Genomic DNA, 25,304 nt, shown 5'->3' with positions numbered 1-25,304 from the left:
CTCCGTACGTCGGCGCTGAAACCTTTCATTATTCAGCCAGCTCCGCGCGGTCGCGAAACTGCTCCAGGGCCTGGGGGTTGGCCAGGGCATCGGTGTTCTTCACCGGTTCGCCGTGCACCACATTGCGCACCGCCAATTCAACGATCTTGCCGCTGATGGTGCGGGGGATATCGCTGACCGCCAGGATCCTGGCCGGCACATGGCGCGGCGTAGTGTTGGCGCGGATGACCTGGCGAATCTGCTGCTGCAGCGCTTCGTCCAGTTCCACGCCGTCATCGAGGCGCACGAACAGCACCACGCGCACGTCGTCCTGCCAGCGCTGGCCGATGGCCAGGCTCTCCAGCACCTGCGGCAGCTTTTCCACCTGGCGATAGATCTCTGCGGTACCAATGCGCACGCCGCCGGGGTTGAGCACGGCGTCGGAGCGTCCGTGGATCAGCAGGCTGCCATTCGGGCGTTGTTCGGCATAGTCGCCCTGGGCCCAGACGCCGGGAAACTGGCTGAAATATGCGGCGCGCAGCTTCTGGCCATCCGGGTCGTTCCACAGGCCGATGGGCATGGCCGGGAAATGCCGGGTGCACACCAGCTCGCCTTTTTCGCCGACCAGCGGCTGGCCGTTGTCGTCCCACACCTCGATCGCCATCGCCAGGCTCTTGCACTGCATTTCGCCGCGACGCACCGGCAACACCGGGTTGCCGATCACAAAGCAGGAGACGATATCGGTGCCGCCGGACATCGACGACAGGCACAACTCGTGCTTGATCTCGCGGTAAACGTAATCGTAACTCTGGGGCGAAAGCGGCGAACCTGTTGAGATCAGCCCCTTGAGGCTGCCCAGGTCGTGGCTCAGGCGCGGCTGCAGCCCGGCTTTTTCCAGGGTCGCGAGAAACTTGGGGCTGGTGCCGAACACGCTGATGCGTTCCGCATCGATCAGGTCGATCAGTCGCTCGGGGCCTGGATGAAACGGCGAGCCGTCATACAGCACCGCCGTGGCGCCGATGGCCAGCACCGAGACCAGCCAGTTCCACATCATCCAGCCGCAAGTGGTGTAGTAGAACAGGCAGTCGTCCCTGGACAAGTCGGCATGCAGGCCGTGTTCCTTGAGATGGGTGAGCAACACGCCCCCGGTGCCGTGGATGATGCACTTGGGCACGCCGGTGGTGCCGCTGGAATAGAGGATGTACAGCGGATGATCGAAGGGCACCGCGACGAAATCCGGCTCGCCGCCGGGTGAGTAGAAGTCCTGCCACAAAGTGACGCTGGCCCGTGTCTGATAGTCCTCGACCCGCGCCTGTGGCCGTGCGTAGGGCACGATGATCAGTTGCTCCAGGGACGGCAGGCGCGCGAGGATTTCATTGAGCTTGGCGCTCTGGTCGATGGTTTTGCCGGCATAGCGGTAACCGGCGCAGGTGATCAGGACCTTGGGCTCGATCTGGCCGAAACGGTCGATCACGCCCTGGGTGCCGAAGTCCGGCGAAGAGCACGACCAGATCGCCCCCAGGCTGGTGGTGGCGAGCATGCCCACCAGGGTTTGCCAGGTGTTGGGCATACACGCAGCGACGCGGTCGCCTTGGGTTACGCCAGCGGCGCGCAGGCTGTTTTGCAGGCCGGCGACGTGTGCGGCCAGCTCGGCATAGGTGAGTTGTTCGCGCTGGCCGTCTTCGCCAATGGCCACCACCGCCGTGTGATCGTCGCGACGGCGCAACAGGTGCTCGGCAAAGTTCAGGGTCGCGCCGGGGAACCACTGGGCGCTGGGCATTTCGGTGCCTTCGACCAGCACCGCCGTGGGCGGGCTGCGAAAGTGCACATCGAAGTATTCGACGATGGCCTGCCAGAAGGCCGGGCGCTGGTCGATGCTCCACTGGTGCAGGGCCGGGTAGTCGTTGAGCTGCAGGCTCTGGCGCACGTTGATGTAACGCCGGAACTGGTCCATCCGCGTGTTGCAGATGCGTTCCGGGGAGGGTTGCCAGAGGATGTCGGACATTGATGTTGCCTCTTCTCGTTCCCGCGCTCCGCGTGGGAATGCCTCTTTGGACGCTCCGCGTCCGCTCTTGGGACGCCGAGCGTCCTGGGCTGCATTCCCACGCGGAGCGTGGGAACGATCACTATTGAGCCAGCCAGCCACCATCGATATTCCACGCCGCACCGCGTACTTGGCTGCCGGCCTCGCTGCATAAAAACAGCACCAGCTCGCCCAACTGTGGCGGCGTCACAAACTCCAGCGACGGCTGCTTCTCTGCCAGCAACTCCTGCTGCGCCTGCTGCGGGTCGACGCCATGGGCGGCGCGATCATCGATCTGCTTCTGCACCAGCGGCGTCAGCACCCAGCCGGGGCAGATGGCATTGCACGTCACATTGCTGGTCGCCGTTTCCAGGCCCACCACCTTGGTCAAGCCGATCACCCCGTGCTTGGCCGCCACATACGCGGCCTTACCCACCGAACCGACCTGGCCGTGCACCGACGCGATATTGACGATACGCCCCCAGCCCTTGGCCTTCATCCCCGGCAAGCTCAGGCGCGTGCTGTGGAACACCGACGACAGGTTGATCGCGATGATGGAATCCCAGCGCTCGGCCGGGAAGTCTTCCACGGCGGCCACGTGCTGGATTCCGGCGTTATTCACCAGGATATCCACGCCACCGAATTCGCGCTCGGCATAGGCGATCATCTCGGCGATTTGCGCCGGGTCGCTGACATCCGCCGGGTGATGGCCCACCTTGCCGCCCAATGCCTGCACCTGGGCGACCACCGCGCTGGCGTCGCCGAAACCGTTGAGAATCAGATTGGCGCCAGCCTTGGCCAGGCTCAGCGCGATGCCCAGGCCGATGCCGCTGGTGGAGCCGGTGACCAGGGCGGTCTTGCCATTCAATGTCGTCATGAACACCTCACACAATGCCGGTGGCGTAGAAAGTACCGATCACCACGAACACCGCGAGGGTCTTGATGATCGTGATGCCGAAAATGTCCTTGTAGGCTTCGCGATGGGTCAGGCCGGTCACCGCCAGCAGCGTGATCACCGCGCCGTTGTGGGGCAGGGTGTCCATGCCGCCGCTGGCCATGGCCGCGACCCGGTGCAGCACTTCAAGGGGGATATTGGCCGCATGGGCGGCCGAAATAAAGCTCTCGGACATCGCCGCCAGGGCGATGCTCATGCCGCCCGACGCGGAGCCGGTGATACCGGCCAGCAAGGTCACGGTGATCGCTTCATTGACCAGCGGATTGGGGATGCCCTTGAGCCAGTCCGCCAGCACCAGAAAGCCCGGCAAAGAGGCGATCACGGCGCCAAAGCCGTACTCGGACGCGGTGTTCATCGCCGCCAACAGCGCGCCGCTGACCGCGCTTTTGCTGCCCTCGGCGAGCTTGCTCTTGATCGCCGACCAGCCAAACGCCAGCACCATGAGAATGCCCACCAGCAACGCCGCCTGCACCGCCCAGATCGCGGTGAGCTTGGCGATTTCGGTGGTCACCGGTGCGCTCATGCCCGGCAGGCTGAGGCTGTGGGTCTTGCCGTACCACTGCGGGATCCAGTGGGTGAACAGCAGGTTCATCACCCCGACCAGGATCAGCGGCGACACTGCGATCCAAGGGTTGGGCAGCGTAAGGTTCTCGGCGGTTTCCGGCTCGTTGCGCAACTCGGTGCCATAACCTTCACCGGCTCGTTGCGCCTTGTTGCGCTGGCGCGCCAGGTACAGCATGCCGGCGCAGAACACGAAGATTGTGCCGATCAAACCCAGCCACGGCGCGGCCCAGGCGGTGGTGTTGAAGAAGGTGCTGGGAATGATGTTCTGGATCTGCGGCGTGCCGGGCAGGGCGTCCATGGTGAACGAGAATGCACCCAGCGCGATGGTGGCGGGAATCAGGCGCTTGGGGATATTGCTCTGGCGGAACATCTCCGCCGCGAACGGATACACCGCAAACACCACCACGAACAGCGACACGCCGCCGTAGGTGAGCAGGGCGCAGACCAGCACGATCACCAGCATGGCCTGGCGCGTACCGAGCAAACGGATCGCGGCGGCGACGATGGAACGCGAAAAGCCCGACAGCTCGATCAGCTTGCCGAACACCGCGCCCAGCAGGAATACAGGGAAATACAATTTGATGAAACCGACCATTTTTTCCATGAACACGCCGGTAAAGGCGGGTGCGACGGCGGACGGGTCGGTGAGCAGCACAGCGCCGAGCGCGGCGATGGGGGCAAACAGGATAACGCTGTAGCCACGGTAGGCGGCCAGCATCAGCAGCGCGAGGGCCGCCAGGGCAATGATCACACTCATGGTGTGTCTCCAGGTTGGATTGTTATTTTTGTGGGGTGTGGCTGCGGGGAGGGCTATAGCGAGATGCGTGCCAAATATCTAAGTCATTGATAATTAAGAATATATTATTGGTTGATGTAGAGTCTTCTAAAGTTTGTCTCTATTTTGAGACTGGTGGGGATCCACTGTGGGAGCTGGCTTGCCTGCGATAGCGGTGGGTCAGCTGGCTAATCGCTGACTGATATACCGCCATCGCAGGCAAGCCAGCTCCCACAGGGAACCGTCTTTGTTTGGAGATTATCGTCTCTTTATTGAGACTCGCTAATGCCCAGCGCCACCATCTTCTTGTACAACGTCGACCGCCCAAGCCCCAGCCGCCTGGCCGCTTCCACCACGTTCCCGCCGCTCGCGCCCAATGCCGCACCAATCACCTGGCGATCGAACCGCTCCCGTGCCGCGCTGAACGACTCACCCTCGACGGCTGGCAGCGGGTTGCGCGCCACCGGGGTAAACGTACCTATCGCTGCGCGGATCTCCCGGGCGTCCAACACCAGGTCATCGCTCAACAAGGCTGCGCGCTCCAGCACATTGCGCAGCTCGCGGATGTTGCCCGGCCACGCATGCTGCGCCAGCAAGGTCAAGGCGTCCTGATCCAACTCGTGCTGGCTGCGCAGTTCTTCAAGGATTGCCTCGCTCAACGCCGGAATATCATCCAGGCGCTCACGCAACGGCGGCACCTGGATCGGCAGCACGTTCAGCCGGTAATACAAGTCCGCACGGAATTCGCCGCGCTTGATCGCCGCTTCCAGGTCCATGGACGTGGCGGCGATCACCCGCACATCGCTGTGCAGCATCTCGTTGGAGCCCACGGGTTCGAATTCCTTTTCCTGCAGCACCCGCAGCAATTTGCTTTGCAGTGGCAAGGGCATGTCGCCGATTTCATCCAGAAACAGCGTGCCGCCCTGGGCAATCTGGAATTTGCCCGGACGGCCCTTGCGGTCGGCGCCGGTAAACGCGCCCGGCGCGGTGCCGAAAAACTCGGCTTCCAGCAGGTCGGCGGGGATGGCAGCGCTGTTGATACTGACAAAGGCCTTGTGCGCACGCGTCGATGCGCCGTGAATCGCCTGGGCCAGCAACTCCTTGCCGGTACCGGTTTCGCCCAACAGTAAAACGGGCGATTCTGCACTCGCACTGCGCCGCGCCCGGCGCTTGACTTCGAGGCTGGCCGCGCTGGTGCCGATAAAGTGCGCGAAGTTGTATTTACTCTGCCGTGAGCGCAACAGCGAGCGCGTGGACGCAAGCTCCTGCTGCAGGCTCAGGTAGCGTTCGATCAATGGCGAGAGGTTGCGCAGCTCATCGAACAGCGCAAAGCCAATCGCCCCGATCACCGCGCCGGCATCGTTGTGAATCGGCAGGCGCATCACCACCAGGGGGCCCTTGGGTGTGTCCTGGATGTCCAGCAATATCGGCTGGTCATTGCGCACCACCTGGCGCAACAGGCTGTTGGAGATCACTTGTTCGCACGGTTGGCCGATGGCCTGGTCGGCACTCTTGAGGCCGAAGCGCCTGGCGTAGCGCTCGTTCATCCACACGATAGTGGCGTCGCGGTCGACAATCACCGTGCCTTCGCTGGACTGCTCGATGATCTCGAACAGCGACTGGATGGCCAGGCCACGAACCTGTTGGTAGTCCTTGAGGCTATCGGTCATGTTCATCCACCCACACAAAACAGGAATAGGATTACGGTCCTGTGGGAGCTGGCTTGCCTGCGATAGCGATCTCAAGAACGCTATCGTAGGCAAGCCAGCGCCTACAAGGGAATGTGCGCCGCCGCCAGCAGTTCCCTGGTATACGGATGCTGCGGCGCATCAAACACCTCGTGGCTCGCGCCGTGCTCCACCACCTTGCCATCCTTGATCACGATCATGTCATGGGCCATGGCGCGCACCACGGCCAGGTCATGGCTGATAAACAGGTAGGTCAGGCCGTATTTATCCTGCAGCTCGCGCAGCAACGCCACGACCTGTTTCTGCACGGTGCGGTCGAGGGCCGAGGTGGGTTCGTCCAGCAGCATCAACGCCGGCTTGAGCACGAGGGCGCGGGCGATGGCGATGCGCTGACGCTGGCCGCCGGAAAACTCGTGGGGGTAGCGGTGCCGGGTGGCGGGGTCGAGGCCGACGTCCTTGAGCACCTGGATCACCTGCGCATCGCGCTCGGCCAGGCTGCAAGGCGCGTGCACCTCCAGGCCTTCGCTGATGATCTGCGCCACGGTCATGCGCGGGCTGAGGCTGCCGTAGGGGTCCTGGAACACCACCTGCATCTGCTTGCGCCAGGGCCGCATCTGTTGGTTATTCAGCGGGTCGAGGGCTTCACCCTGGAAACGAATGCTGCCGGTGGAATCGAGCAACCGCAGGATGGCCTGGCCCAGGGTGGATTTGCCCGAGCCGGACTCGCCGACAATCCCCAGGGTCTTGCCGCGCTGCACGCTGAGGCTGATGCCGTCCACCGCGCGTAAGTAGCGCTTGCGTCGAAACAGCCCGCCGCCGAGGGGGAATTGCACGCTCAGGTCATTCACCTCCAGCACCGTCTCGCGTTCGTCAACGCACACGGCGTCGCCCACGGGTTCCGCATCCAGCAAGAGCTGGCTGTAAGGATGCCGGGGCGCGGTGAACAAGGCCTCGCAATCGGCCTGTTCGACAATTTCGCCGGCGCGCATCACACACACACGCTGGGCGATGCTGCGCACCAGGTTGAGGTCATGGCTGATCAGCAGCAGCGACATGCCCAGGCGCTGTTGCAAGGACTTGAGCAGCAGCAGGATCTTGCGCTGCACGGTCACATCCAGCGCGGTGGTGGGTTCGTCGGCGATCAGCAGCTCGGGCTCGCAGGCCAGGGCCATGGCGATCATCACCCGTTGGCGTTGGCCGCCGGAGAGTTGATGGGGATAGGCCTTGAGCCTTTCCTGGGGTTTTTGAATGCCCACCAGCTCGAGCAGCTCCAGGATGCGGGCCTGCGCCGCCTTGCCGCCCAGGCCCTTGTGCAAGAGCAGGGTTTCGCCGATCTGCTTTTCGATGCTGTGCAGGGGGTTCAGGGACGTCATCGGCTCCTGGAAGATCATCGCGATGCGGTTGCCGCGCAGCTTCTGCAGGGTGGCCGCCGACGCACCGATCAATTCCTGGCCGCGATACTTTACCGAACCGGTGGTGTGCGTACCGGCGTCAGGCAGCAGTTGCAGGATCGAATGGGCCGTCACCGACTTGCCCGAACCCGACTCGCCCACCAGCGCCAGGCATTCGCCGGGGCGCACGTCCAGGCTGAGGTTGCGCACTACGGTCTGGCCGCTGAAAGCGACGTTGAGGTCGCGTATTTCGATGAGGTTCATACGCACGTACTCACGAACGGGGGTCGAAGGCATCACGCAACGCCTCGCCGATAAAGACCAGCAGCGACAGGATCAGCGCCAGGGTGAAAAACGCCGTCAGGCCCAGCCAGGGCGCTTGCAGGTTCTGCTTGCCCTGGGCGATCAGTTCGCCCAGCGACGCGCTGCCCGCCGGCATGCCAAAGCCGAGGAAATCCAGGGCGCTCAGGGTGGAGATCGCCCCCGTCAGGATAAACGGCAGGTAGCTCAGCGTCGCCGTCATGGCATTGGGCAGGATATGCCGGCGAATGATCTTGCCGTCACCCAAACCCAACGCCCGTGCGGCCTTGACGTATTCCAGGTTGCGCCCGCGCAGGAACTCGGCGCGCACCACGTCCACCAGGGCCAGCCAGGAAAACAGCGCCATGATCCCCAGCAGCCACCAGAAATTGGGCTCGACAAAGCCCGACAGGATGATCAGCAGGTACAGCACCGGCAGCCCGGACCACACCTCCAGCACGCGCTGGCCGATCAAGTCCACCCAACCGCCGTAATAACCCTGCAACGCACCGGCCGCGATGCCGATGGCCGCGCTGATCGCAGTGAGCGCCAAGGCAAACAGGATCGACACCCGCGCGCCAAAGATCACCCGCGCCAGCACATCCCGCGATTGATCATCCGTCCCCAGCCAATTTACCGATGAGGGCGGGCTGGGGGCAGGGCGGGTCAGTTCGTAGTTGGGGGTGTCGTCACTGAACGGGATCGGCGGGAACAGCATCCAGCCGCCGTCCTGCTTGATCAGCTTTTGCACGTAGTCACTGCGGTAGTCGGCCTGGAACGGCAGCTGGCCGCCGAACTGTTGCTCGGTGTAGCGCTTGAATACCGGAAAATACAGCTCGTTCTTGAAGCTCAGCACCAGCGGCTTGTCGTTGGCGATCAGTTCGCCGCCCAGGGTCAGCAGAAACAGGCCGATAAACAGCCACAGCGACCACCAGCCGCGACGGTTTTTCTTGAAGCGCTCGAAGCGCCGACGGGCAACGGGAGACAGATCAAGCATCAGGCGTTCCTCGCGGCGAAGTCGATACGCGGGTCTACCAGGGTGTAGCAGAGGTCGCCGATCAGTTTTATCAAGAGGCCGAACAAGGTGAAGATAAACAACGAGCCGAACACCACCGGATAATCGCGCGACACCGCCGCTTCGTAGCTCATGCGGCCCAGGCCGTCGAGGGAGAAAATCACCTCGATCAGCAAGGAGCCTGCAAAGAACACGCTGATGAATGCCTGGGGAATCCCCGAGATCACCAGCAGCATGGCGTTGCGGAACACATGGCCGTAGAGCACGCGCCGTTCGCTCAAGCCCTTGGCGCGGGCGGTCACCACGTATTGGCGCGTGATTTCATTGAGGAACGAGTTTTTGGTCAGGATGGTCAGCGTGGCGAACCCGCCGATGACCAGCGACGTCACCGGCAACACCAGGTGCCAGAAATAATCGGCCACCTTGCCAATCGTGCTCAACTCTTCGAAGTTTTCCGAGACCAGCCCGCGCACCGGGAACCAGTTCAGCGAAGTGCCACCGGCAAATACCACGATCAGGAACATCGCGAACAGAAACGCCGGCATCGCATAGCCGATGACGATGGCGGTGCTGCTCCATACGTCAAAGCTGCTGCCGTGGCGCACCGCCTTGCGAATCCCCAGGGGGATCGACACCAGGTAGGTGATCAGCGTGGCCCACAGGCCGAGGGAAATGGTCACCGGCATTTTTTCCAGGATCAGGTCGATCACCGTCTTGCCGCGAAAGAAGCTGTTACCAAAATCCAGCTGGGCGTAGCTCTTGAGCATCAGCCACAGGCGTTCCGGCGCTGGCTTGTCGAAGCCGTATTGTTTTTCGATGTCCTTGATCAATTTCGGGTCCAGGCCACGGCTGGCGCGGGAACCGCTGCTGACACCTTCGCCGGACGCGCCGCCGACGCCACCGCCGCCGATGCCTTGCAGGTGGGCGATGGCTTGTTCCACCGGGCCACCGGGGGCGGCCTGCACGATCACGAAATTCACCAGCAGGATGATCACCAGCGTCGGGATGATCAGCAGCAGGCGCCGCATGATATAGGCAAACATCAGCGCGCCCCTCCGCGTTTTTTCAACTCAGCGCTCATTTGTTCGTTAGTCAGTGGCGTGGGGCTGATTTCCCACCAGGTTTCCAGCGCTTCGTCGTTCTTCGCCTCGATGACCGGGCGGCCGAAACGGTTCCACCACGCGGCGGACGTGCCGGGCGGGTAGTAATTGGGGATCCACAGGTAATTCCATTGCAGCACGCGGTCCAGCGCATGGGCGTAGGTGAGCATCTGCGCCTGGGTGTCGGCCTTGACCAGGCCCTTGATCAGGCTGTCGACGGCCGGGTCCTTGAGCACCATGTAGTTATTCGCGCCGGGATCGAAGGCGGCGGCCGAGCCGAAGTAGTTGTACAGCTCCATGCCGGGCGACGTGGTGACGGGAAAACCGGTGACAATCATGTCGTAGTCCCTGGCCATTAACCGGTTCACGTATTGGGAGGAGTCGATGCGGCGGATATTCAGCGTGATGCCGATCTGCGCAAGGTTGCGCTTGTACGGCAACAGCAGGCGCTCCAGGCCGGCCTGGGCATTGAGGAAGGTGAATTCCAGCGGCTTGCCTTCGGCATTGACCAGTCTGTCGCCGTCCGGTTTCCAGCCGGCTTCCTGCAGCAGGGCCAGGGCTTGCAACTGTTTATCGCGGATCATGCCGCTGCCATCGGTGACCGGGGCCTTGAACACCTGGGTGAACACCTCGTCGGGCACCTGGCCGCGCAAGGGTTCAAGAATCGCCAGTTCCTCCTTGGTCGGCGGTTGACTGGCAGCCAGCGGGCTATTGGAGAAGAAGCTCTGCTGGCGGATGTACATAGTGCGCATCATCTGCCGGTTGGCCCATTCGAAGTCCCACAGCATCGCCAGTGCCTGGCGCACGCGGCGGTCCTTGAACATCGGGTTTTGCACGTTAAACACGTAACCCTGGGCCGGTTGCGGCATTTCCTTGGCCAGGTGGGCGCGCTGCAGGCGGCCATCGTCCAGGGCCGGGCCGTTGTAGCCGATGGAATAACCGGTGGCGGAAAATTCACGATTGAAATCATAGGCGCCGCCACGCAATACCTGGCGGGCCACTTCGGTATCGCCGAAATATTCCAGGCTCAGGTGATCGAAGTTGTACAGGCCGCGGCTGACCGGCAGATCCTTGCCCCACCAGGTCGGGTCGCGGGTAAAGGTGATGGTGTTGCCGGAGTCGATCTTGCTGACTGTGTAGGGGCCGCTGCCCAGTGGCGCTTCATAGCCGCCGCCGTTGGCGAAGTCACGGGTCTTCCACCAGTGTTCCGGGAAGACCGGCAGGGTTGCGATGTCCAAGGGCAGGGTGCGGTTTTCATTGCTGGAGAAATCGAAGCGTACCTGGCGCTCGCCTTCAACTTCGACATGCTTGACGTCTGCGAACAGGGTGCGAAAACGCAGGCTGCCTTGGGTCATCAGCAGGTCGAAACTGTAGCGCACGTCCTCGGCGGTGATCGGCTTGCCGTCGGCAAAGCGTGCCTTGGGGTTGAGGAAAAAACGCAGCGACATGCCGTCATCGGCGCGCTCCATCTTTTCGGCAACCAGGCCGTAGACGGTGTAGGGCTCATCCAGGGAGCGCTGGGCCAGCGGGGCATACACCCAGCCGTCAACCTGGGTAACGCCGATGCCTTTGTCGATATACGGCAACACATGGTCATAGCGCCCGATCTCGATGGCCGAGCGGCGCAGGCTCCCACCCTTGGGGGCATTGGGGTTGGCGTAATCGAAATGGGTGAAGCCGGCGGCGTACTTGGCCGGTTCGCCGTACACCGTCAGATACGGTTGCGGCGTCGCGAACGCCGCAGTGCTGGCCAGCAGCAGGGCCAGGCTCGAACTTAGTAGATAGGAAAAAGCCAATCGCATTGTCAGCCTTGAACGCCGTGTGAAGAAGAAAAGGGATTTGTACGCTAACGGCATCAGCGTCGCCAGTCATCACATGCACAACGGCCCACCAGAAGGCGGGCCGTTGTTTATCGCATCAGCGCAGACCGGATCAGTCCTGGCGGCTGGTGACTTCCAGCAGGTGGTAGCCGAACTGGGTTTTCACCGGGCCTTGCACGGTGTTGACCGGGGCGCTGAATACGACGGTGTCGAATTCCTTGACCATCTGGCCTGGACCGAACGAACCCAGGTTGCCGCCATCGCGGCTGGAAGGGCAGCTGGAGTTGGCTTTGGCGATTTCTGCGAAATCGGCGCCGCCTTCGATCTGGGTCTTGAGTTCGTTGCACTTGTCTTCAGTGGAAACGAGGATGTGACGGGCGGTGGCTTTGGCCATGGGGAGTAACTCCTTGAGTGAAAAGGGTGAGCCTACCGGATTCAGGCGGTTATTTCCCGGCAAAGTTCCTGCCGATTGCCGAGCGGTTCGGGTTGGGTCAAGACAGGACGATATAGTCGTTCTGCTGGGTGATCGGTCGGTGCGGGCCCTGTACGAGGTGAATGTAGCGTCCGGCTACCAGGTCGATGGGCAGGCAGTCGTCGATATCCATCACAGCGTCCGTATGGGCCTGGGACCAATGGCGCAGCGTATTCTGCTTGCCCTTGCTCATTGCTTCCTGCTTGTTGCGAGCAACCACCAGCAGGTAGTGGTGGGCTTCGCCAAAACTCTTGGCTTCATAACCACCGAGGTTAATGAAATACAGATGATACGCTCCAGCGGCAGGTGCGAGGTGGCTGAGTTCGACTTTCCAACCGTCGACACCGTCCACGGCCATCCACGAATCGATATGCACGCCCTTGGGGCTGCCGAACCAATCGGCGCGCAGTTGCGGGTAGGTCGACTCAAGCGTGTCCGCGGCAGCGAACACCACATCGTGAACTTCAATTTTTGCCCGTGGGTGCTTGCCCCCGAGCATCACGACAAACAGCATTGCAGGTTCTTCCTGACGACTTGGCAAAGCGTAACCATACTGCGATTGAACCCTTTTGTCCGGTCAGTGCCACCTGTTAATCCGCGAATTCACCAGGAGGTTGTCATGCGTACCATTGATCTGGCGGGTGTTCCCGTTCCTGTCATCGGCCAGGGAACCTGGCGCATGGGCGAAAGTCCCGACCGGCACCGCGCCGAAGTGGCGGCACTGCAACTGGGCATCGACGAGGGCATGACCCTGATCGATACCGCCGAAATGTATGGTGAGGGCGGCGCCGAAAGGGTTGTCGGCGAGGCCATTCGCGGCAGGCGTGATCAGGTGTTCCTCGTCAGCAAAGTCTACCCGCACAATGCCAGCCATCAGGGCGTGCCCCGTGCCTGTGAAGCCAGCCTTGAGCGCCTGGGTACGGACTACATCGATTTGTATCTGTTGCACTGGCGCGGCCAATACCCTCTTGAAGAAACCGTGGAAGCGTTCGAACGCCTGCGCGAAGCCGGCAAGATCGGCCGCTGGGGCGTCTCCAATTTCGATGTCGCCGACCTGCAGGAACTCGCATCCCCGGCCTGCGCCACCAACCAGGTGCTCTATAACATCGAAGAGCGCGGCATTGAGTTCGACCTGCTGCCCTGGTGGCAACAGCACCACTTGCCCTTAATGGCTTACTGCCCGATCGCCCAGGGCGGTGAGCTGCTGTCCAGCCCGACCCTCAAGCAGATCGCCCGCCGCCATGAGGTCACACCCGCCCAGGTTGCCCTGGCCTGGGTGTTGCGCCAGGACGGTGTGATCGCCATTCCCAAAGCGGTCACCCCGGAACATGTGCGACTCAACGCAGCCGCTGCCAAGGTGCTGCTGGATGAACACGACCTGGACGCCATCGATCGCGTGTTTGGCGCACCCAAGCGCAAGCATCCGCTGGCGATGGTGTAGCCAACCGATAGAGGTGGCGCTTTCCCTGGCGCCGCCTATGCGTCAATCCGGCTTAACCCGCAACCGGGCTGCGCCAGTCATCCGAACCGGAAGTACCGGACACTTCGTGGGTCCACACAATTTTCCGGTACGTGAAGTACACATCTTCCAGGTGGGTGAAGTGGGCGTTGTCCGGGTCCTGGCAATTGGGCATGCGTGACTGGATATCCACGATGGTTGCCCCCTCCAGCTCAATGGTGAAGTAGTGCTCCTGGGTGCCGGCCGAAGAGGTGCGCAGCCATTCGAGCCGGCACTTGACCTCTTCGCCGCTGGTCAGTGCGCTGAACAGCAAGGGCGACGACTTATCGAAGACCTTGCTGATCATCAGGGGTTTATGAACCCTCTGGCCTGTCGGCTGGCCCGATTGCGGGTCGCGCGGAATGATCACCTGATGAGAAAAGGCCTGCACCAGGATCTGGTCCTCATGGCCTTCCTGATAGATGTTACCTACCGAGTCCTGGGTAAACGTACCTGCCGTAATCAAACCTTGTTTGACACCGGTGATGGAGAGATACGCGGGTGTTGGCATGACGGGTTTCCTTGTCTGATTGATGAGGTAGTTCCAACCGGTCATTGGGCCGGCTGGAGAATTACCTATAACAAGAAGCGTGCCTGAAAGTGCGTTGGCCAATAAAGGTGGCCGTATTGCATTATTTAGTGGCGATTTATGAAGAGTTGCGCAGTATTTAGTTGATTTAGTGACTATTGGATTGCGCATTAGTGCGCAATTAGTTGCTCACATCGATTGTTGCGCAAACATTGGCGTTGGTCGAAGGGGGTCGTGGATACGGTCGTTTTGGTGCGAAAAATCCTGCGCGCTCTTGCATTCAGAGGCACTTGTAGGAAAAGGATTAAGTGTTATTTCGTCGCTTGCTGAATGTTTTGGTCGTGACTAAGGTTCGTGAGCTTTGCGGAATTTTCCGGCAAAGCCTAGATGGCATTCTGATGCGCGGTTTAAATGCGCTTAGTTGGCCTTTCCTGTCATGACGAGTTGCGCGCGGTATCAAATGGCTTATTCAGGCAAGCTTTGTGATTATTACCTTGAAGTTGCACGCTCACCTTGCACGCAAACGTGTTTTGCGGGCAGCGATGTGCGCTTTTCGAGTGAATATGAGGCGCTGGAATTCGAGCTGGCCAAGGCGCAATCGATTCATGGTGGCGACCAGCCCGATTGGCAAAAGGTCCGGGAAACCAGTGAGATACTGCTACGCCAGCAGTCCAAGGACCTGAAGGTCGCCGTCTGGCTGGCCTGGGCGTTGCACCAATGTGAATCCTATCCGGGCTTGCTGGCCGGGCTCGGGTTGCTGCGCTATCTCTGCGAACATCATTGGTCGGTGGTCTACCCGCAAAAACCACGTACCCGTGGCGCGGCATTCGGCTGGTTGGTGCTGCGCCTTGAACCCTTGTTTACACAGGGCGTGCCGTTGCAGAACCAGCAACCGCTGTTCCGCGCCGTGCTTGAGCATCTTGAGTGCCTCGATGAGCTTTGGGCCAGGCACTTGGGGAATGACGCGCCGTTGCTGCTGCCGGTTCGCAGGCAATTGGCCCAGAGGCTGGAGCGGGCTGCGCAGGACGATCCCCCAGCGGTGGGGCTGAGCGGCGTCATTGCCCAGGTCAAGCAGGCAACCGGCCAATTGCTCAAGCCCGAAGCGGTGGTGGACAACGAAAAAGACGCCAACAAGTTGCTGCGCACTTTGCAGGAGCAGGCCCGAGCGTTGTGTGCCTGGTGGTTACGCCAGAACGCCACTGACGCTCGCGCCTTGCGCCTGAATCGAACATTGACCTGGCTGGCGCTGGCCAGTTATCCGGACGCCGACAACCAACGGGTCACGGCCTTGCGCGGGCCTGCTCCCGACAAGCTCAGGCGTTATCAAGAGCGTTTTGCCCAAGGCCATTACGCCGACCTGGTGCTTGAGCTCGAAGCCAGCCTGGCCGGCGCGATGTTCTGGTTCGATGGGCTGCGCATGCTCTGGCAATGCCTGGAGGCCTTGCAGGCCGCCCAGGCCATGGTTGAGCTGGAAGTGACCTTCGCCCTGTTGTTGCAACGCCTGCCGGACCTGCCGGCGTTTCACTTCCATGACGGCGTCCCGTTTGCCGATGCCGCCACGCGCGACTGGATCACGCTGCAGGTTGCCCGTCGCCTGCAAATGCCCGAATCAACCCCGGTGGTGGTCGATGCCGACGCGGCGCCCTGGGAGGTCGCCTTGCAGGCGGTCGCCCGGCGGTTGCGAAAGGACGGGCTCAAGGACGCCGTCCATGAACTCAAGCAGGGCATGTACACGGCGCGCAGTGATCGTGCGCGTTTTCATTGGCGGCTGGCCCTGGCGCGCTTGTGTGTACAGGCCGGCAAGCACGAGCTGGCGAAGATCCAGCTTGAACATCTTGACCACGAACTGCAACGCACCGGCCTGGAAAGCTGGGAGCCGGAGCTGGCCCTTCAGGTCACCCAGCTTCTGTATCGCTGTTGCGATTTATTGCCGCAAAACCATGCCGTGCGCAAGCGCAAGGAAGACACCCATCGCAGGCTGTGCCTCTTCGATCTTGAAGCGGCACTTGAATAGGCTTTCGGGCCACTTGAAAACGGAGATGCACCATGGCCAAAGAAGGTTCGGTAGCCCCCAAGGAACGTATCAACATTACATTCAAGCCCGCCATCGGTGGGGCGCAGGAAGAAGTCGAGCTGCCGTTGAAACTGTTGGTGCTGGGCGATTTCACCCAGCGTGAGGATGTACGCAAGCTCGAAGATCGCAAGCCCATCGCGATCGACAAGAACACCCTGGATGACGTGCTGGCCAAGCAAGCCTTGAGCCTGACACTGAACGTGCCCAATCGCCTGCAGGAGGAGGCGGATGTCGAGGAACTCGCCATTCAGGTACGCATTAATTCCATGAAGGATTTCAACCCCGCGAACCTGGTTGAGCAGGTGCCCGAGTTGCACAAGCTGATGGCGTTGCGCGAGGCGCTCATGGCACTCAAGGGACCCTTGGGCAACACCCCGAGCTTTCGCAAGGCGATCGAGCAGGCCCTGGCCGATGACGAGTCCCGCGCGCGGGTTCTGGCGGAGCTGGGCCTGGGCAACCCAGGCGCCTGACATTTCTTCAGTAAAAGGACACTGACCCCATGACTACCCAACAGTACTCGCTACCTGAACAGACCACTGACCAGCACAGCATCCTCGACAACATCGTTGCGCAGACGCTACTGAGCGCGGATGACGAGGCCTATGGCATTGCCCGACGTGGCGTGTCGGCGTTTATCGAAGAGTTGATCAAGCCGCACAATCGTGGCGAGCCCGTCAAGAAACGCCTGGTCGACCGGATGATTGCCGAGATCGACACAAAGCTCAGCCTGCAGATGGACGAGATTTTGCACCACCCGCAGTTCCAGGCCCTGGAAGCGTCCTGGAAGGGCTTGCAATTGCTGGTCGACCGCACCAACTTCCGCGAAAACATCAAGATCGAACTGCTCAACGTCTCCCGGCAAGACCTGCTCGAAGACTTCGAAGACTCGCCGGAAGTGACCCAGTCCGGGTTGTACAAGCATATCTACAGCGCCGAATACGGCCAGTTTGGCGGTCAACCGGTGGGGGCGATCATCGCCAACTACTTCCTGTCCCCCAGCGCGCCCGATGTGAAGCTGATGCAGTACGCAGCCAGTGTGGCCTGCATGGCCCATGCGCCTTTTATCGCCGCAGCCGGGCCCGCGTTCTTCGGGCTGGAAAGCTTTACCGGGCTACCGGACCTCAAAGACCTGAAGGACCATTTCGAGGGCCCGCAATTTGCCAAATGGCAAAGCTTTCGCCAAAGCGAAGACGCCCGTTATATCGGCTTGACCGTGCCGCGCTTCCTGCTTCGTACGCCCTACGATCCCCTTGAATGCCCGGTCAAGACCTTCGCCTACCAGGAAAACGTGGTCAACAGTCACGAACACTATCTGTGGGGCAATACCGCCTACGCCTTTGCCACGCGCTTGACCGACAGCTTCGCGCGCTTTCGCTGGTGCCCGAATATCATTGGTCCGCAAAGTGGAGGTGCGGTGGAAGACTTGCCGTTGCATCACTTCCACAGCATGGGGGAAATCGAAACCAAGATTCCGACGGAAGTGCTGGTTTCCGACCGCCGCGAATACGAGCTCGCCCAAGAAGGCTTCATTGCCCTGACGATGCGCAAGGGCAGCGATAATGCCGCGTTCTTCTCGGCCAGCTCGGTCCAGAAACCGAAGCACTTCGGCCTCAGTCCCGAGGGCAAGGAAGCCGAGCTCAATTACCGCCTGGGGACTCAACTGCCCTACATGATGGTGGTCAACCGCCTGGCCCACTACCTCAAAGTCCTTCAGCGCGAACAATTGGGTTCATGGAAGGAGCGCACCGACCTGGAGCTGGAACTCAATAAATGGATTCGCCAGTACGTCGCCGATCAGGAAAACCCGAGCGCCGAAGTGCGGGGGCGGCGTCCGTTGCGGGCAGCGCGCATTGTGGTCAGTGATGTCGAGGGCGAGCCCGGCTGGTACCGCGTAAACCTGAGCGTGCGCCCGCACTTCAAGTACATGGGGGCGGACTTCACCCTGTCCCTGGTTGGGAAGCTCGACAAAGAATGAGCGCAGGCCAAGGAATGACCCACCATCAAAGCCTTTTCGAGCGGCTAGGACGCCCGGCAACTGCCCCAGCGTGTGGCGTGACGTCCGTTGCGCTGCATCTGGGGAAAATGCTCAGCATCCGTGCAGGCAGTGTGCAGACACTGCCGGACTACGGGTTGCCCGACCTCAACGACATGAACCAGAGCCTGCATGAGTCATTGAGCCAGTCGCGCCTGTTGATCGAGCGATTCATCCGCGCCTATGAGCCACGCTTGAAGCAGGTACGTGTCACGGCATTGCCGCGGGATCACGACCCACTGGCCCTGGCGTTCGCGATCGAAGCCTTTCTGGTGGTGAAGGGCAGCAAACAACCTGTGGCGTTTACCGCGAGGCTCAGTGATAGCGGCCGCGTAGAGGTCTTGCCGGATGTCCTTTAACCGTTATTACCAGAGCGAGCTCAGTGCCTTGCGCCAGCTAGGGCGGCGGTTTTCGGAACGCAATCCCGCGCTTGCGCCCTTTCTGGCAGAGTCCGGCCAGGACCCGGATGTGGAACGCCTGCTGGAAGGCTTTGCATTTCTCACCGGTCGCTTGCGTCAGAAGCTGGATGACGAGCTTCCAGAACTGACGCATTCGCTGATGCATTTGCTTTGGCCCAATTACATGCGGCCCATGCCAGCGTTCAGCATCCTGCAGTTCGACCCGTTGAAACGCTCGGGGCCGCCCGTTTCGGTTGCGCGGGATACGCCGGTTGAAAGCGCCGCCGTCAATGACCAGCGTTGCTGTTTTCGTACCTGCTACGACACGCAGATCCTGGCGCTGCAACTGAGTGCGCTGGAGTACAGCGCCCAGGCGGACCGGGGGATGTTGAGCCTGCGTCTGGAGATGAACGCCGAGGGTAATTTCGGTGAATGGACCTTCGATCAGTTACGCCTGCACCTGGCGGGAGACCGCTACATCAGCCAGGCACTGTACCTGAGCCTGTTGCGTCATCTCGATGGTATCGAGCTGCTGCCTCTGGGGCGCCACGGCCTGCCGATCATCGATCTTGATGGTCAGGCTGTCTCGCTGAGGCTGGGCGCTGACCGTGTGCAACCGGTGGGCTTCAGTGAGGATCAGGCATTGGTCCCGTACCCGCTGAATACGTTTCAGGGGTATCGCCATTTGCAGGAGTACTTTGCCTTTCCCGCCAAATACCTGTTTGTCGATGTGGGAGGACTGGACGTACTGCACGGATTGCCCGGCGAGCTGCTCAAGCAGGTGTGCGGCGTGATGATGCGCTTTGAGTTACGCACTCCATGGCGCGAGCCTCAACAGCCCACCCTGGATAACGTGAAGCTTTACTGCACGCCCATCGTCAACCTGTTCAAGCATGACGCGGTGCCCATTCGCCTGGACGGCAAGCAAGACGAGTACTTGCTGATGCCTGGCGAATATTCACGGGAGAACGCCAGTGTATTTTCCGTAGACCGCGTGACGGGCTGGCAGCCGGGCGGGCTTGGATACCAGGCTTACGTCCCCTTTGAATCCTTCGAACATGATGGCGATAACGACGTGTCGGAGCGCCCTGTGAGCTACAGCGTTCGCCAACGGCCATCGGCACAGCATGCAGGGCTCGATACATGGCTTGGGTTTGATAACGCTCAGGAGCAGGCGCCGCAAACCCTGTCGATCGAGTTGACATGCACCAATCACAACCTGCCCCGACTGCTGCAGGTAGGGGATATCAACCAGCCATGCGAAAAGACGCCGGAGGGGTTGTCGTTCCGCAATATCTGCACACCGACAGCGAGTTTCTCGCCACCCCTGGACCAGGATTTTCTCTGGCGGCTTATCAGCAACATGTCGCTCAACTACCTGTCCTTGAGCGACATCAATGCCTTGAAGACGATTCTTCGAACCTATGACTTTCCTCGCTATCACGACCGACAGGCACAGAAGGTCAGCGACAGGAGGCTGGGCGCGCTGCGGTCCGTCAGCCACGCTGCCGTCGACCGGTTGCACCATGGCTTGCCGCTGCGCGGAGTACGAATTGAACTGACCATCGACCCCCAAGGCTTTTTGGGGCAGGGCGAGGTATTCGTGTTCGCCTCGGTACTCAACGAATTTTTCGCGCTCTACGCCGGCCTCAATACCTACCACGAACTGAGCGTCATCAGCACACAAGGAGACGTGTATCTATGGGCACCACGGATGGGGCAGCAGCCCCTGCTTTGACGCAACTGTCCCGGATCATTCGCGAGTATTCGCTGTTCCAGGCGGTTTTACAGGTAATCAAGCATCTGCGTGATGCCCACCCACTGTTGAGTGACGACGCGCTGTATGACTTGCTGGAGTTTCAGGCCAACCCAGGTCTTGGTTTCCCGGGGCACGATATTGATCGGGTGGAGTTTTTCATCGAGCACGACCAGTTGCGTGCGCGTCTTCGCCTCAACGTACTGGGCTTGTGTGGCGCGGGTTCGCCATTGCCCGCGTTTTATAGCGAGCAGGCGTGCGCCGACGGGGTGAGTGGCAACACCACCCGCGACTTCCTGAACGTATTTCACCACCGTCTGCAACGGCTGATTCTGCCGATCTGGCGCAAGTACCGTTATCGGGCGTGTTTCCAGGCGGGCGCACTGGATGCCTTTTCCGAGCACATGTTTGCGTTGATCGGCTTGAGCGGGCGGCAGATTCGCAGTGCTGCCCAATTGAATTGCAAGCGACTGTTGCCATACCTGGGATTGCTCAGCCTGCGGGTGCATTCGGCCGCCTTGATCGAGAAGGTGCTGCGCTACTACTTAAAGCACGACCGCTTGTTCATCGAACAATCGGTCCTGCGCATGGTGGACGTCCCTGACTCGCAGAGCAATCGTCTCGGCGCTGCGAACAGCATGCTCGGCCGTGACCAGGTGTTGGGAAACCGGGTCGCCGACCGCAGTGGCAAGTTCAGGGTGCATCTGCAGGACCTGGGCTGGGAGCATTTCCATGGGTTCCTGCCCGCTGGCACGGACTACGCGCCGCTGTGTTCGTTGGTGCGGCTGACGGTTCGGGAACCTCTGGCCTATGACCTGCGCCTGGCGCTGGCCAAGGAAGAGATCAGGCCGTTGCACATTGGCGAACGCAACGTCTGTCGCCTCGGCTGGACCAGTTGGCTGGCGCATGAGTGCGCTGATGGCGTGGTCATCGTGCCGAGCAATGCTCATTAGGGATGAATCGTTATGATGAATGTTGACCTGCAACACCTTATCCAGACCTTGACCTCCCAGGCGCGCCGCGACCTGGAGCGCTCGGCCGAACGCTGCGTCATGCGCGGCGGCAGGGAAGTGCTGGTGGAAGACCTGCTGCTGACCTTGCTTGAGCATCACGATGGCCTGTTGGCAAGGGCGTTGGCCGATGCGGGTATCGACGCCGGCGAGTTGCAAGCCACACTGCAGCCCAAGGTGGAGGCGAGTGCGTCGCGCAATCCGGTGTTTGCCCAGGCGCTTGTGCAATGGCTGCAACAGGCCGTGATGGTCGCCCATTTGGAGCTGCGTCAGACTGAGGTCGATCAGGGTGCCCTGTTGCTGGCCCTGTTGCGCCACCTGGACCACCACGCAGGGAGCGCCTATCAGCGGCTATTGAACCGGTTGGATGCGCAGCGTGTGCTCGGCTTCGTGCTGAGCCAGGCGCCTGAAACGCATCCAGCGCCCAAGGTTGAATCACTGCTGGAGCGCTTCACCCATGACCTGACACGCCAGGCCCATGACGGGCGTATCGACCCGGTGTTGTGCCGTGATGCCGAGATCGGCCAGTTGATCGACATACTCATGCGCAGGCGCAAGAACAATCCAATCCTTGTCGGCGAAGCCGGGGTAGGCAAGACGGCCGTTGTCGAAGGCCTCGCGCTTCGCATCGCCATCGCGCAGGTACCGGCGTTATTGCGCGAAGTCCGGGTGTTGACCTTGGACATGGGCCTGCTCCAGGCAGGCGCCAGCATCAAGGGGGAATTCGAACGGCGCCTCAAGGGTGTGATCGACGAGGTCAATGCTTCGCCCAGACCGGTGATCCTGTTTATCGATGAGGCGCATACGCTGGTAGGGGCGGGTGCGCAGGCCGGCGCGTCGGATGCGGCCAACCTGCTCAAGCCGGCCCTGGCCCGTGGCGAGCTGCGCACCATCGGCGCCACCACCTGGTCGGAATACAAGAAATACTTCGAAAAAGATCCTGCGTTGGCGCGGCGCTTCCAGCCCGTGCTGGTGGACGAGCCCAGTGTCGAGCAAGCGGTTTCGATCCTGCGCGGATTGGTGCCTGTGTATGAGCGCAGCCATGGCGTCTACGTGCGCGACGATGCGGTCGTGGCGGCCGCGCAGTTGAGTGCCCGTTACCTGACCGGGCGCCAGTTACCCGACAAGGCGGTGGATGTGCTGGACACCGCGTGCGCCCGTTTGAAAATCAGCCGGGAGACCGCGCCGCAAGCACTGCAATGCCTGTACTCGGAACAAGCGGAGGGCGCCCGGCAGCTGCAAGCAATGAGCCGAGACAAGGACGCAGGTTTCCCCGTGGATGAACAGCTCCTGCTCGGGTTGAGCCTGCGCATGCAGGCCGTGGAAAAGGAGCGTGAGCATCTGGAGCGCTGCTGGCAGGAACAGCAAGGATCGGCGCAGCAGGTGTGCCCGCGCCTGGTGGCTCAGATTATCAGTGCCTGGACCGGAATCCCGGTTGAACAGCTGTCATTCGAACACAGTGAACAGGTCTTGGGTTTCGCCGATGCGCTGCGTTCGCGCATCCTTGGCCAGGAGCAGGCGGTGCAGGCCCTGGATCGCAACCTGCGCGCCGTGGCGGCAGGGCTCAACAATGCCGACGCGCCGGTCGGTGTATTCCTGCTGGTCGGCCCAAGTGGCGTAGGCAAGACCGAGACCGCGCTGGCCCTTGGCGATCTGCTGTACGGGGGAGCGCGTTTCGTCACCACCCTCAACATGTCTGAGTTCCAGGAAAAACACTCGCTGTCCCGGTTGATCGGCGCACCGCCCGGTTACGTCGGCTTCGGCGAGGGCGGTGTGCTGACGGAAGCCGTGCGTCAGCGACCGTATTCTGTCGTGCTGCTCGATGAAGTCGAGAAAGCCGACCCGGAAGTGTTGAACCTGTTCTATCAGATTTTCGACAAGGGCCGGGTCAATGATGGGGAAGGCCGGGAAATCGACTTTCGCAACACGCTGATTCTGATGACGTCCAACCTCGGCAGCGAGTGCATCAGTGAACGCTGCGCGGGTGGCCAGCGACCTGACACGCACGTACTGCAAGAGACGATCCGCCCGCTGCTGCGCGAACACTTCAAACCCGCCTTGTTGGCACGGATGCGTGTGGTTCCGTATTACCCAGTCACCGGTGAGGTTCTGCATGACCTCGCAAGGCTCAAGCTGGAACGCCTGGGGCAGCGGCTGCACCTGCGCAAACTGGCGTTCAGCTACACGCCGGAGCTGGTTGCCCATATGGCCGAGCGTTGTGTTCACGGTGACAGCGGCGCTCGTTACATCGACCAGTGGATCGAGCTGCATGTGTTGCCGCAGATCGTGGATCGTCTGCTGGCGGCCATGGCTCAAGGCGAACCCTTGGCGCATGTGCATGCGCGCCTGGAGGCCAATGGCTTCCCACTCTGTGAGTTCAGCCAATGAGCGATCCGCAGTTTACCCAGACGCTCCATGCTCCAGCTTACGCCGATGCGCTGCTCGGCTGGTTCATTCGCCTGGGCATCGATGCCGACGAAACCACCTTGCCCGGCTTGTGCGTTGCAGCGGTGGCGCAACTGAGCCAGTGCGAACTCAGCCAGTGGTACTGGCGGGATGAATCCACGGGCCGACTTGAGCTGATTGCGCAGCATCTGCCCGGAGCCCTTCGCCCCGTCGATCCGGTCAGTACCGAGGACTTTCAGCACGAGCAAGTGTTGCACTATGTGCTTAGCCATCAGACCGCTCTCAGCCTGCAAGACCTTGCAGGCAGCGTATACGAATGCGGGTTCCTGCCAGTGATGGCGCGGCCCTGGGGAGCCGTGTCATGCGTGCCGTTGTTCAACCGCGGCAAGGCCATCAGCGGCGTGTTGGTGTATGCCAGCCAATGCCGAAAAAAACTGCAGGACTACAGCGTTTCCTTGAGTCAACTCGGCAGTTTCGCCTCGATGCAACTGTCTTTGCTGCGGTGCCAGCGTTCCACAGGGCATGTCACCCCACCCAAGGGGTGCCCACCGGCTCTGCGTGTGGAGTTTGGGTTGATCGGCAGCAGTACGGCCATGGATGAGACGTACCGCCTGATCGGCAAGGTTCTGAATGCGCCCTACACCGTACTGCTGCGCGGCGAGACGGGAACGGGCAAGGAGGTGGTGGCGCGCGCTATTCATGCGGCGGGGCCGCGTAGCCAAAAACCATTCGTGGTGCAAAATTGCGCGGCCTTTCCCGAGGGGCTGCTGGAAAGTGAACTGTTCGGCTATCGCAAAGGTGCTTTCACGGGCGCCGAACGTAACCACACAGGGCTGTTTGACGCGGCGCATGGCGGCACGCTGCTCCTGGACGAAATCGGCGACATGCCGCTGTCGCTGCAGGCCAAGTTGCTGCGGGTTTTGCAGGAAGGCGAAGTCCGCCCGTTGGGCGCCAGTGCGGCACACAAGGTCGATGTGCGCATCATTGCCGCGACTCACCGCGACCTCTGCGCGATGGTAGCGCAGGGCGGTTTTCGCGAGGACCTTTACTACCGGCTGGCGCAGTTTCCCATTGAGCTGCCGCCGTTGCGCCAGCGCGACGGCGATGTGTTGCTGTTGGCGCGCGAGTTTGCGCAAAAGGCCTCAGTTGCACTGGGACGCTCACCGGTGGCGTGGTCCAGCGCCGCCCTTGACCAACTGTCCAGCTACGCCTTCCCGGGCAATGTCCGCGAACTCAAATGCCTGGTAGAACGCGCCGTGCTGCTCTGTGACGACGGCGTGATCCTGCCGGCGCACCTGTCCTTGCCCGCGCCGACCGCCGATGAGCCTATCGATGCAACGCTGCGCCAACGCCTGGAGCGCGTAGAGCGGGTATTCCTGATCGACTGCTTGCACAAGAACCGTGGCAATCGCACCCGCACCGCGCGCGAGTTGGGCGTGGCGCGGCGCACGCTGCTCTATCGACTGGCGCGCCTGAAAATTCCGGTTGGCGATATGCGCGAGGAATGCTGAATGAGTGG

Annotated in this window: 20 protein-coding genes; 9 read left to right on the top strand and 11 right to left on the bottom strand. The window is 61.4% G+C overall.

The genetic code is table 11. From position 1 onward, the window contains the following. Positions 1 to 28: 28 nt before the first annotated feature. From BLL36_RS06050 to BLL36_RS06005, 10 genes are all read right to left on the bottom strand, one after another. Complete coding sequence (locus tag BLL36_RS06050) at positions 29 to 1,984, bottom strand: acetoacetate--CoA ligase (RefSeq protein WP_076950568.1); 1,956 nt, start codon at positions 1,982 to 1,984, stop codon at positions 29 to 31. A gap of 121 nt (positions 1,985 to 2,105) precedes the next feature. Continuing rightward, entirely contained in the window at positions 2,106 to 2,879 is a 774-nt protein-coding gene (locus tag BLL36_RS06045; RefSeq protein WP_076950567.1) for a 3-hydroxybutyrate dehydrogenase, read from the bottom strand. A 7-nt stretch (positions 2,880 to 2,886) separates the two neighbouring features. Then, positions 2,887 to 4,278 (bottom strand): GntP family permease, encoded by a 1,392-nt coding sequence (locus BLL36_RS06040; protein ID WP_076950566.1) that lies wholly within the window; start codon positions 4,276 to 4,278, stop codon positions 2,887 to 2,889. A 287-nt stretch (positions 4,279 to 4,565) separates the two neighbouring features. Next, positions 4,566 to 5,972, bottom strand: a complete 1,407-nt coding sequence (locus BLL36_RS06035; RefSeq protein ID WP_076950565.1) for a sigma-54 interaction domain-containing protein — start codon at positions 5,970 to 5,972, stop codon at positions 4,566 to 4,568. A 95-nt stretch (positions 5,973 to 6,067) separates the two neighbouring features. After that, positions 6,068 to 7,639 carry an ABC transporter ATP-binding protein gene (locus BLL36_RS06030; protein WP_076950564.1) on the bottom strand — a complete coding sequence of 524 codons (1,572 nt, stop codon included), beginning with the start codon at positions 7,637 to 7,639 and terminating at the stop codon, positions 6,068 to 6,070. A 10-nt stretch (positions 7,640 to 7,649) separates the two neighbouring features. Further along, positions 7,650 to 8,672, bottom strand: coding sequence for an ABC transporter permease (locus BLL36_RS06025; protein WP_076950563.1), 1,023 nt, complete (start codon positions 8,670 to 8,672; stop codon positions 7,650 to 7,652). After that, a complete protein-coding gene (locus BLL36_RS06020; RefSeq protein ID WP_076950562.1) occupies positions 8,672 to 9,733 on the bottom strand; it encodes a microcin C ABC transporter permease YejB in 1,062 nt (353 codons plus the stop codon). Before BLL36_RS06020 ends, BLL36_RS06025 begins: the two co-directional genes overlap by 1 nt. Further along, positions 9,733 to 11,592 (bottom strand): extracellular solute-binding protein, encoded by a 1,860-nt coding sequence (locus tag BLL36_RS06015; RefSeq protein ID WP_076950561.1) that lies wholly within the window; start codon positions 11,590 to 11,592, stop codon positions 9,733 to 9,735. Before BLL36_RS06015 ends, BLL36_RS06020 begins: the two co-directional genes overlap by 1 nt. A gap of 130 nt (positions 11,593 to 11,722) precedes the next feature. Further along, complete coding sequence (locus BLL36_RS06010) at positions 11,723 to 12,004, bottom strand: peptidylprolyl isomerase (protein ID WP_076950560.1); 282 nt, start codon at positions 12,002 to 12,004, stop codon at positions 11,723 to 11,725. A gap of 97 nt (positions 12,005 to 12,101) precedes the next feature. Then, positions 12,102 to 12,596 (bottom strand): DUF1543 domain-containing protein, encoded by a 495-nt coding sequence (locus BLL36_RS06005; protein WP_076950559.1) that lies wholly within the window; start codon positions 12,594 to 12,596, stop codon positions 12,102 to 12,104. Positions 12,597 to 12,701: 105 nt separating this feature from the next. Here BLL36_RS06005 and BLL36_RS06000 point away from each other — a divergent pair, with 105 nt between their 5' ends. Then, a complete protein-coding gene (locus tag BLL36_RS06000; protein ID WP_076950558.1) occupies positions 12,702 to 13,523 on the top strand; it encodes an aldo/keto reductase in 822 nt (273 codons plus the stop codon). Between the two features lie 52 nt (positions 13,524 to 13,575). On the opposite strand, the gene BLL36_RS05995 is transcribed toward BLL36_RS06000, so the two are convergent. Continuing rightward, complete coding sequence (locus BLL36_RS05995) at positions 13,576 to 14,091, bottom strand: Hcp family type VI secretion system effector (RefSeq protein WP_025858362.1); 516 nt, start codon at positions 14,089 to 14,091, stop codon at positions 13,576 to 13,578. A gap of 478 nt (positions 14,092 to 14,569) precedes the next feature. Here BLL36_RS05995 and tssA point away from each other — a divergent pair, with 478 nt between their 5' ends. Genes tssA through BLL36_RS05955 form a run of 8 tightly spaced genes read left to right on the top strand, consistent with a single transcriptional unit; the run spans position 14,570 to position 25,296 of the window. Beyond that, positions 14,570 to 16,123 carry a type VI secretion system protein TssA gene (tssA, locus tag BLL36_RS05990; RefSeq protein ID WP_076950557.1) on the top strand — a complete coding sequence of 518 codons (1,554 nt, stop codon included), beginning with the start codon at positions 14,570 to 14,572 and terminating at the stop codon, positions 16,121 to 16,123. Positions 16,124 to 16,155: 32 nt separating this feature from the next. Further along, positions 16,156 to 16,653, top strand: a complete 498-nt coding sequence (gene tssB, locus BLL36_RS05985) for a type VI secretion system contractile sheath small subunit (RefSeq protein WP_076950556.1) — start codon at positions 16,156 to 16,158, stop codon at positions 16,651 to 16,653. Between the two features lie 29 nt (positions 16,654 to 16,682). After that, positions 16,683 to 18,158 (top strand): type VI secretion system contractile sheath large subunit, encoded by a 1,476-nt coding sequence (gene tssC / locus BLL36_RS05980; RefSeq protein ID WP_076950555.1) that lies wholly within the window; start codon positions 16,683 to 16,685, stop codon positions 18,156 to 18,158. 14 nt (positions 18,159 to 18,172) lie between these two features. After that, positions 18,173 to 18,574 carry a type VI secretion system baseplate subunit TssE gene (gene tssE / locus BLL36_RS05975; RefSeq protein ID WP_076950554.1) on the top strand — a complete coding sequence of 134 codons (402 nt, stop codon included), beginning with the start codon at positions 18,173 to 18,175 and terminating at the stop codon, positions 18,572 to 18,574. Further along, positions 18,564 to 20,351, top strand: a complete 1,788-nt coding sequence (tssF, locus tag BLL36_RS05970; RefSeq protein ID WP_076950553.1) for a type VI secretion system baseplate subunit TssF — start codon at positions 18,564 to 18,566, stop codon at positions 20,349 to 20,351. Before tssE ends, tssF begins: the two co-directional genes overlap by 11 nt. After that, positions 20,315 to 21,322, top strand: coding sequence for a type VI secretion system baseplate subunit TssG (tssG, locus tag BLL36_RS05965; RefSeq protein ID WP_076950552.1), 1,008 nt, complete (start codon positions 20,315 to 20,317; stop codon positions 21,320 to 21,322). The genes tssF and tssG overlap by 37 nt, the downstream gene beginning before the upstream one ends. A gap of 12 nt (positions 21,323 to 21,334) precedes the next feature. Further along, the gene (locus BLL36_RS05960; RefSeq protein ID WP_076950551.1) at positions 21,335 to 23,767 is read left to right on the top strand and encodes an AAA family ATPase; all 2,433 of its coding nucleotides are present in this window, start codon (positions 21,335 to 21,337) and stop codon (positions 23,765 to 23,767) included. Then, a complete protein-coding gene (locus tag BLL36_RS05955; protein ID WP_076950550.1) occupies positions 23,764 to 25,296 on the top strand; it encodes a sigma-54 interaction domain-containing protein in 1,533 nt (510 codons plus the stop codon). Before BLL36_RS05960 ends, BLL36_RS05955 begins: the two co-directional genes overlap by 4 nt. Positions 25,297 to 25,304: the final 8 nt, after the last annotated feature.

Origin of the sequence: Pseudomonas cedrina subsp. cedrina, assembly GCF_001983175.1 — a bacterium.
GTDB lineage: Bacteria > Pseudomonadota > Gammaproteobacteria > Pseudomonadales > Pseudomonadaceae > Aquipseudomonas > Aquipseudomonas cedrina.
Note: the sequence above shows the minus strand (reverse complement) of the source record. Positions and strands in the feature narration are given on the sequence as shown.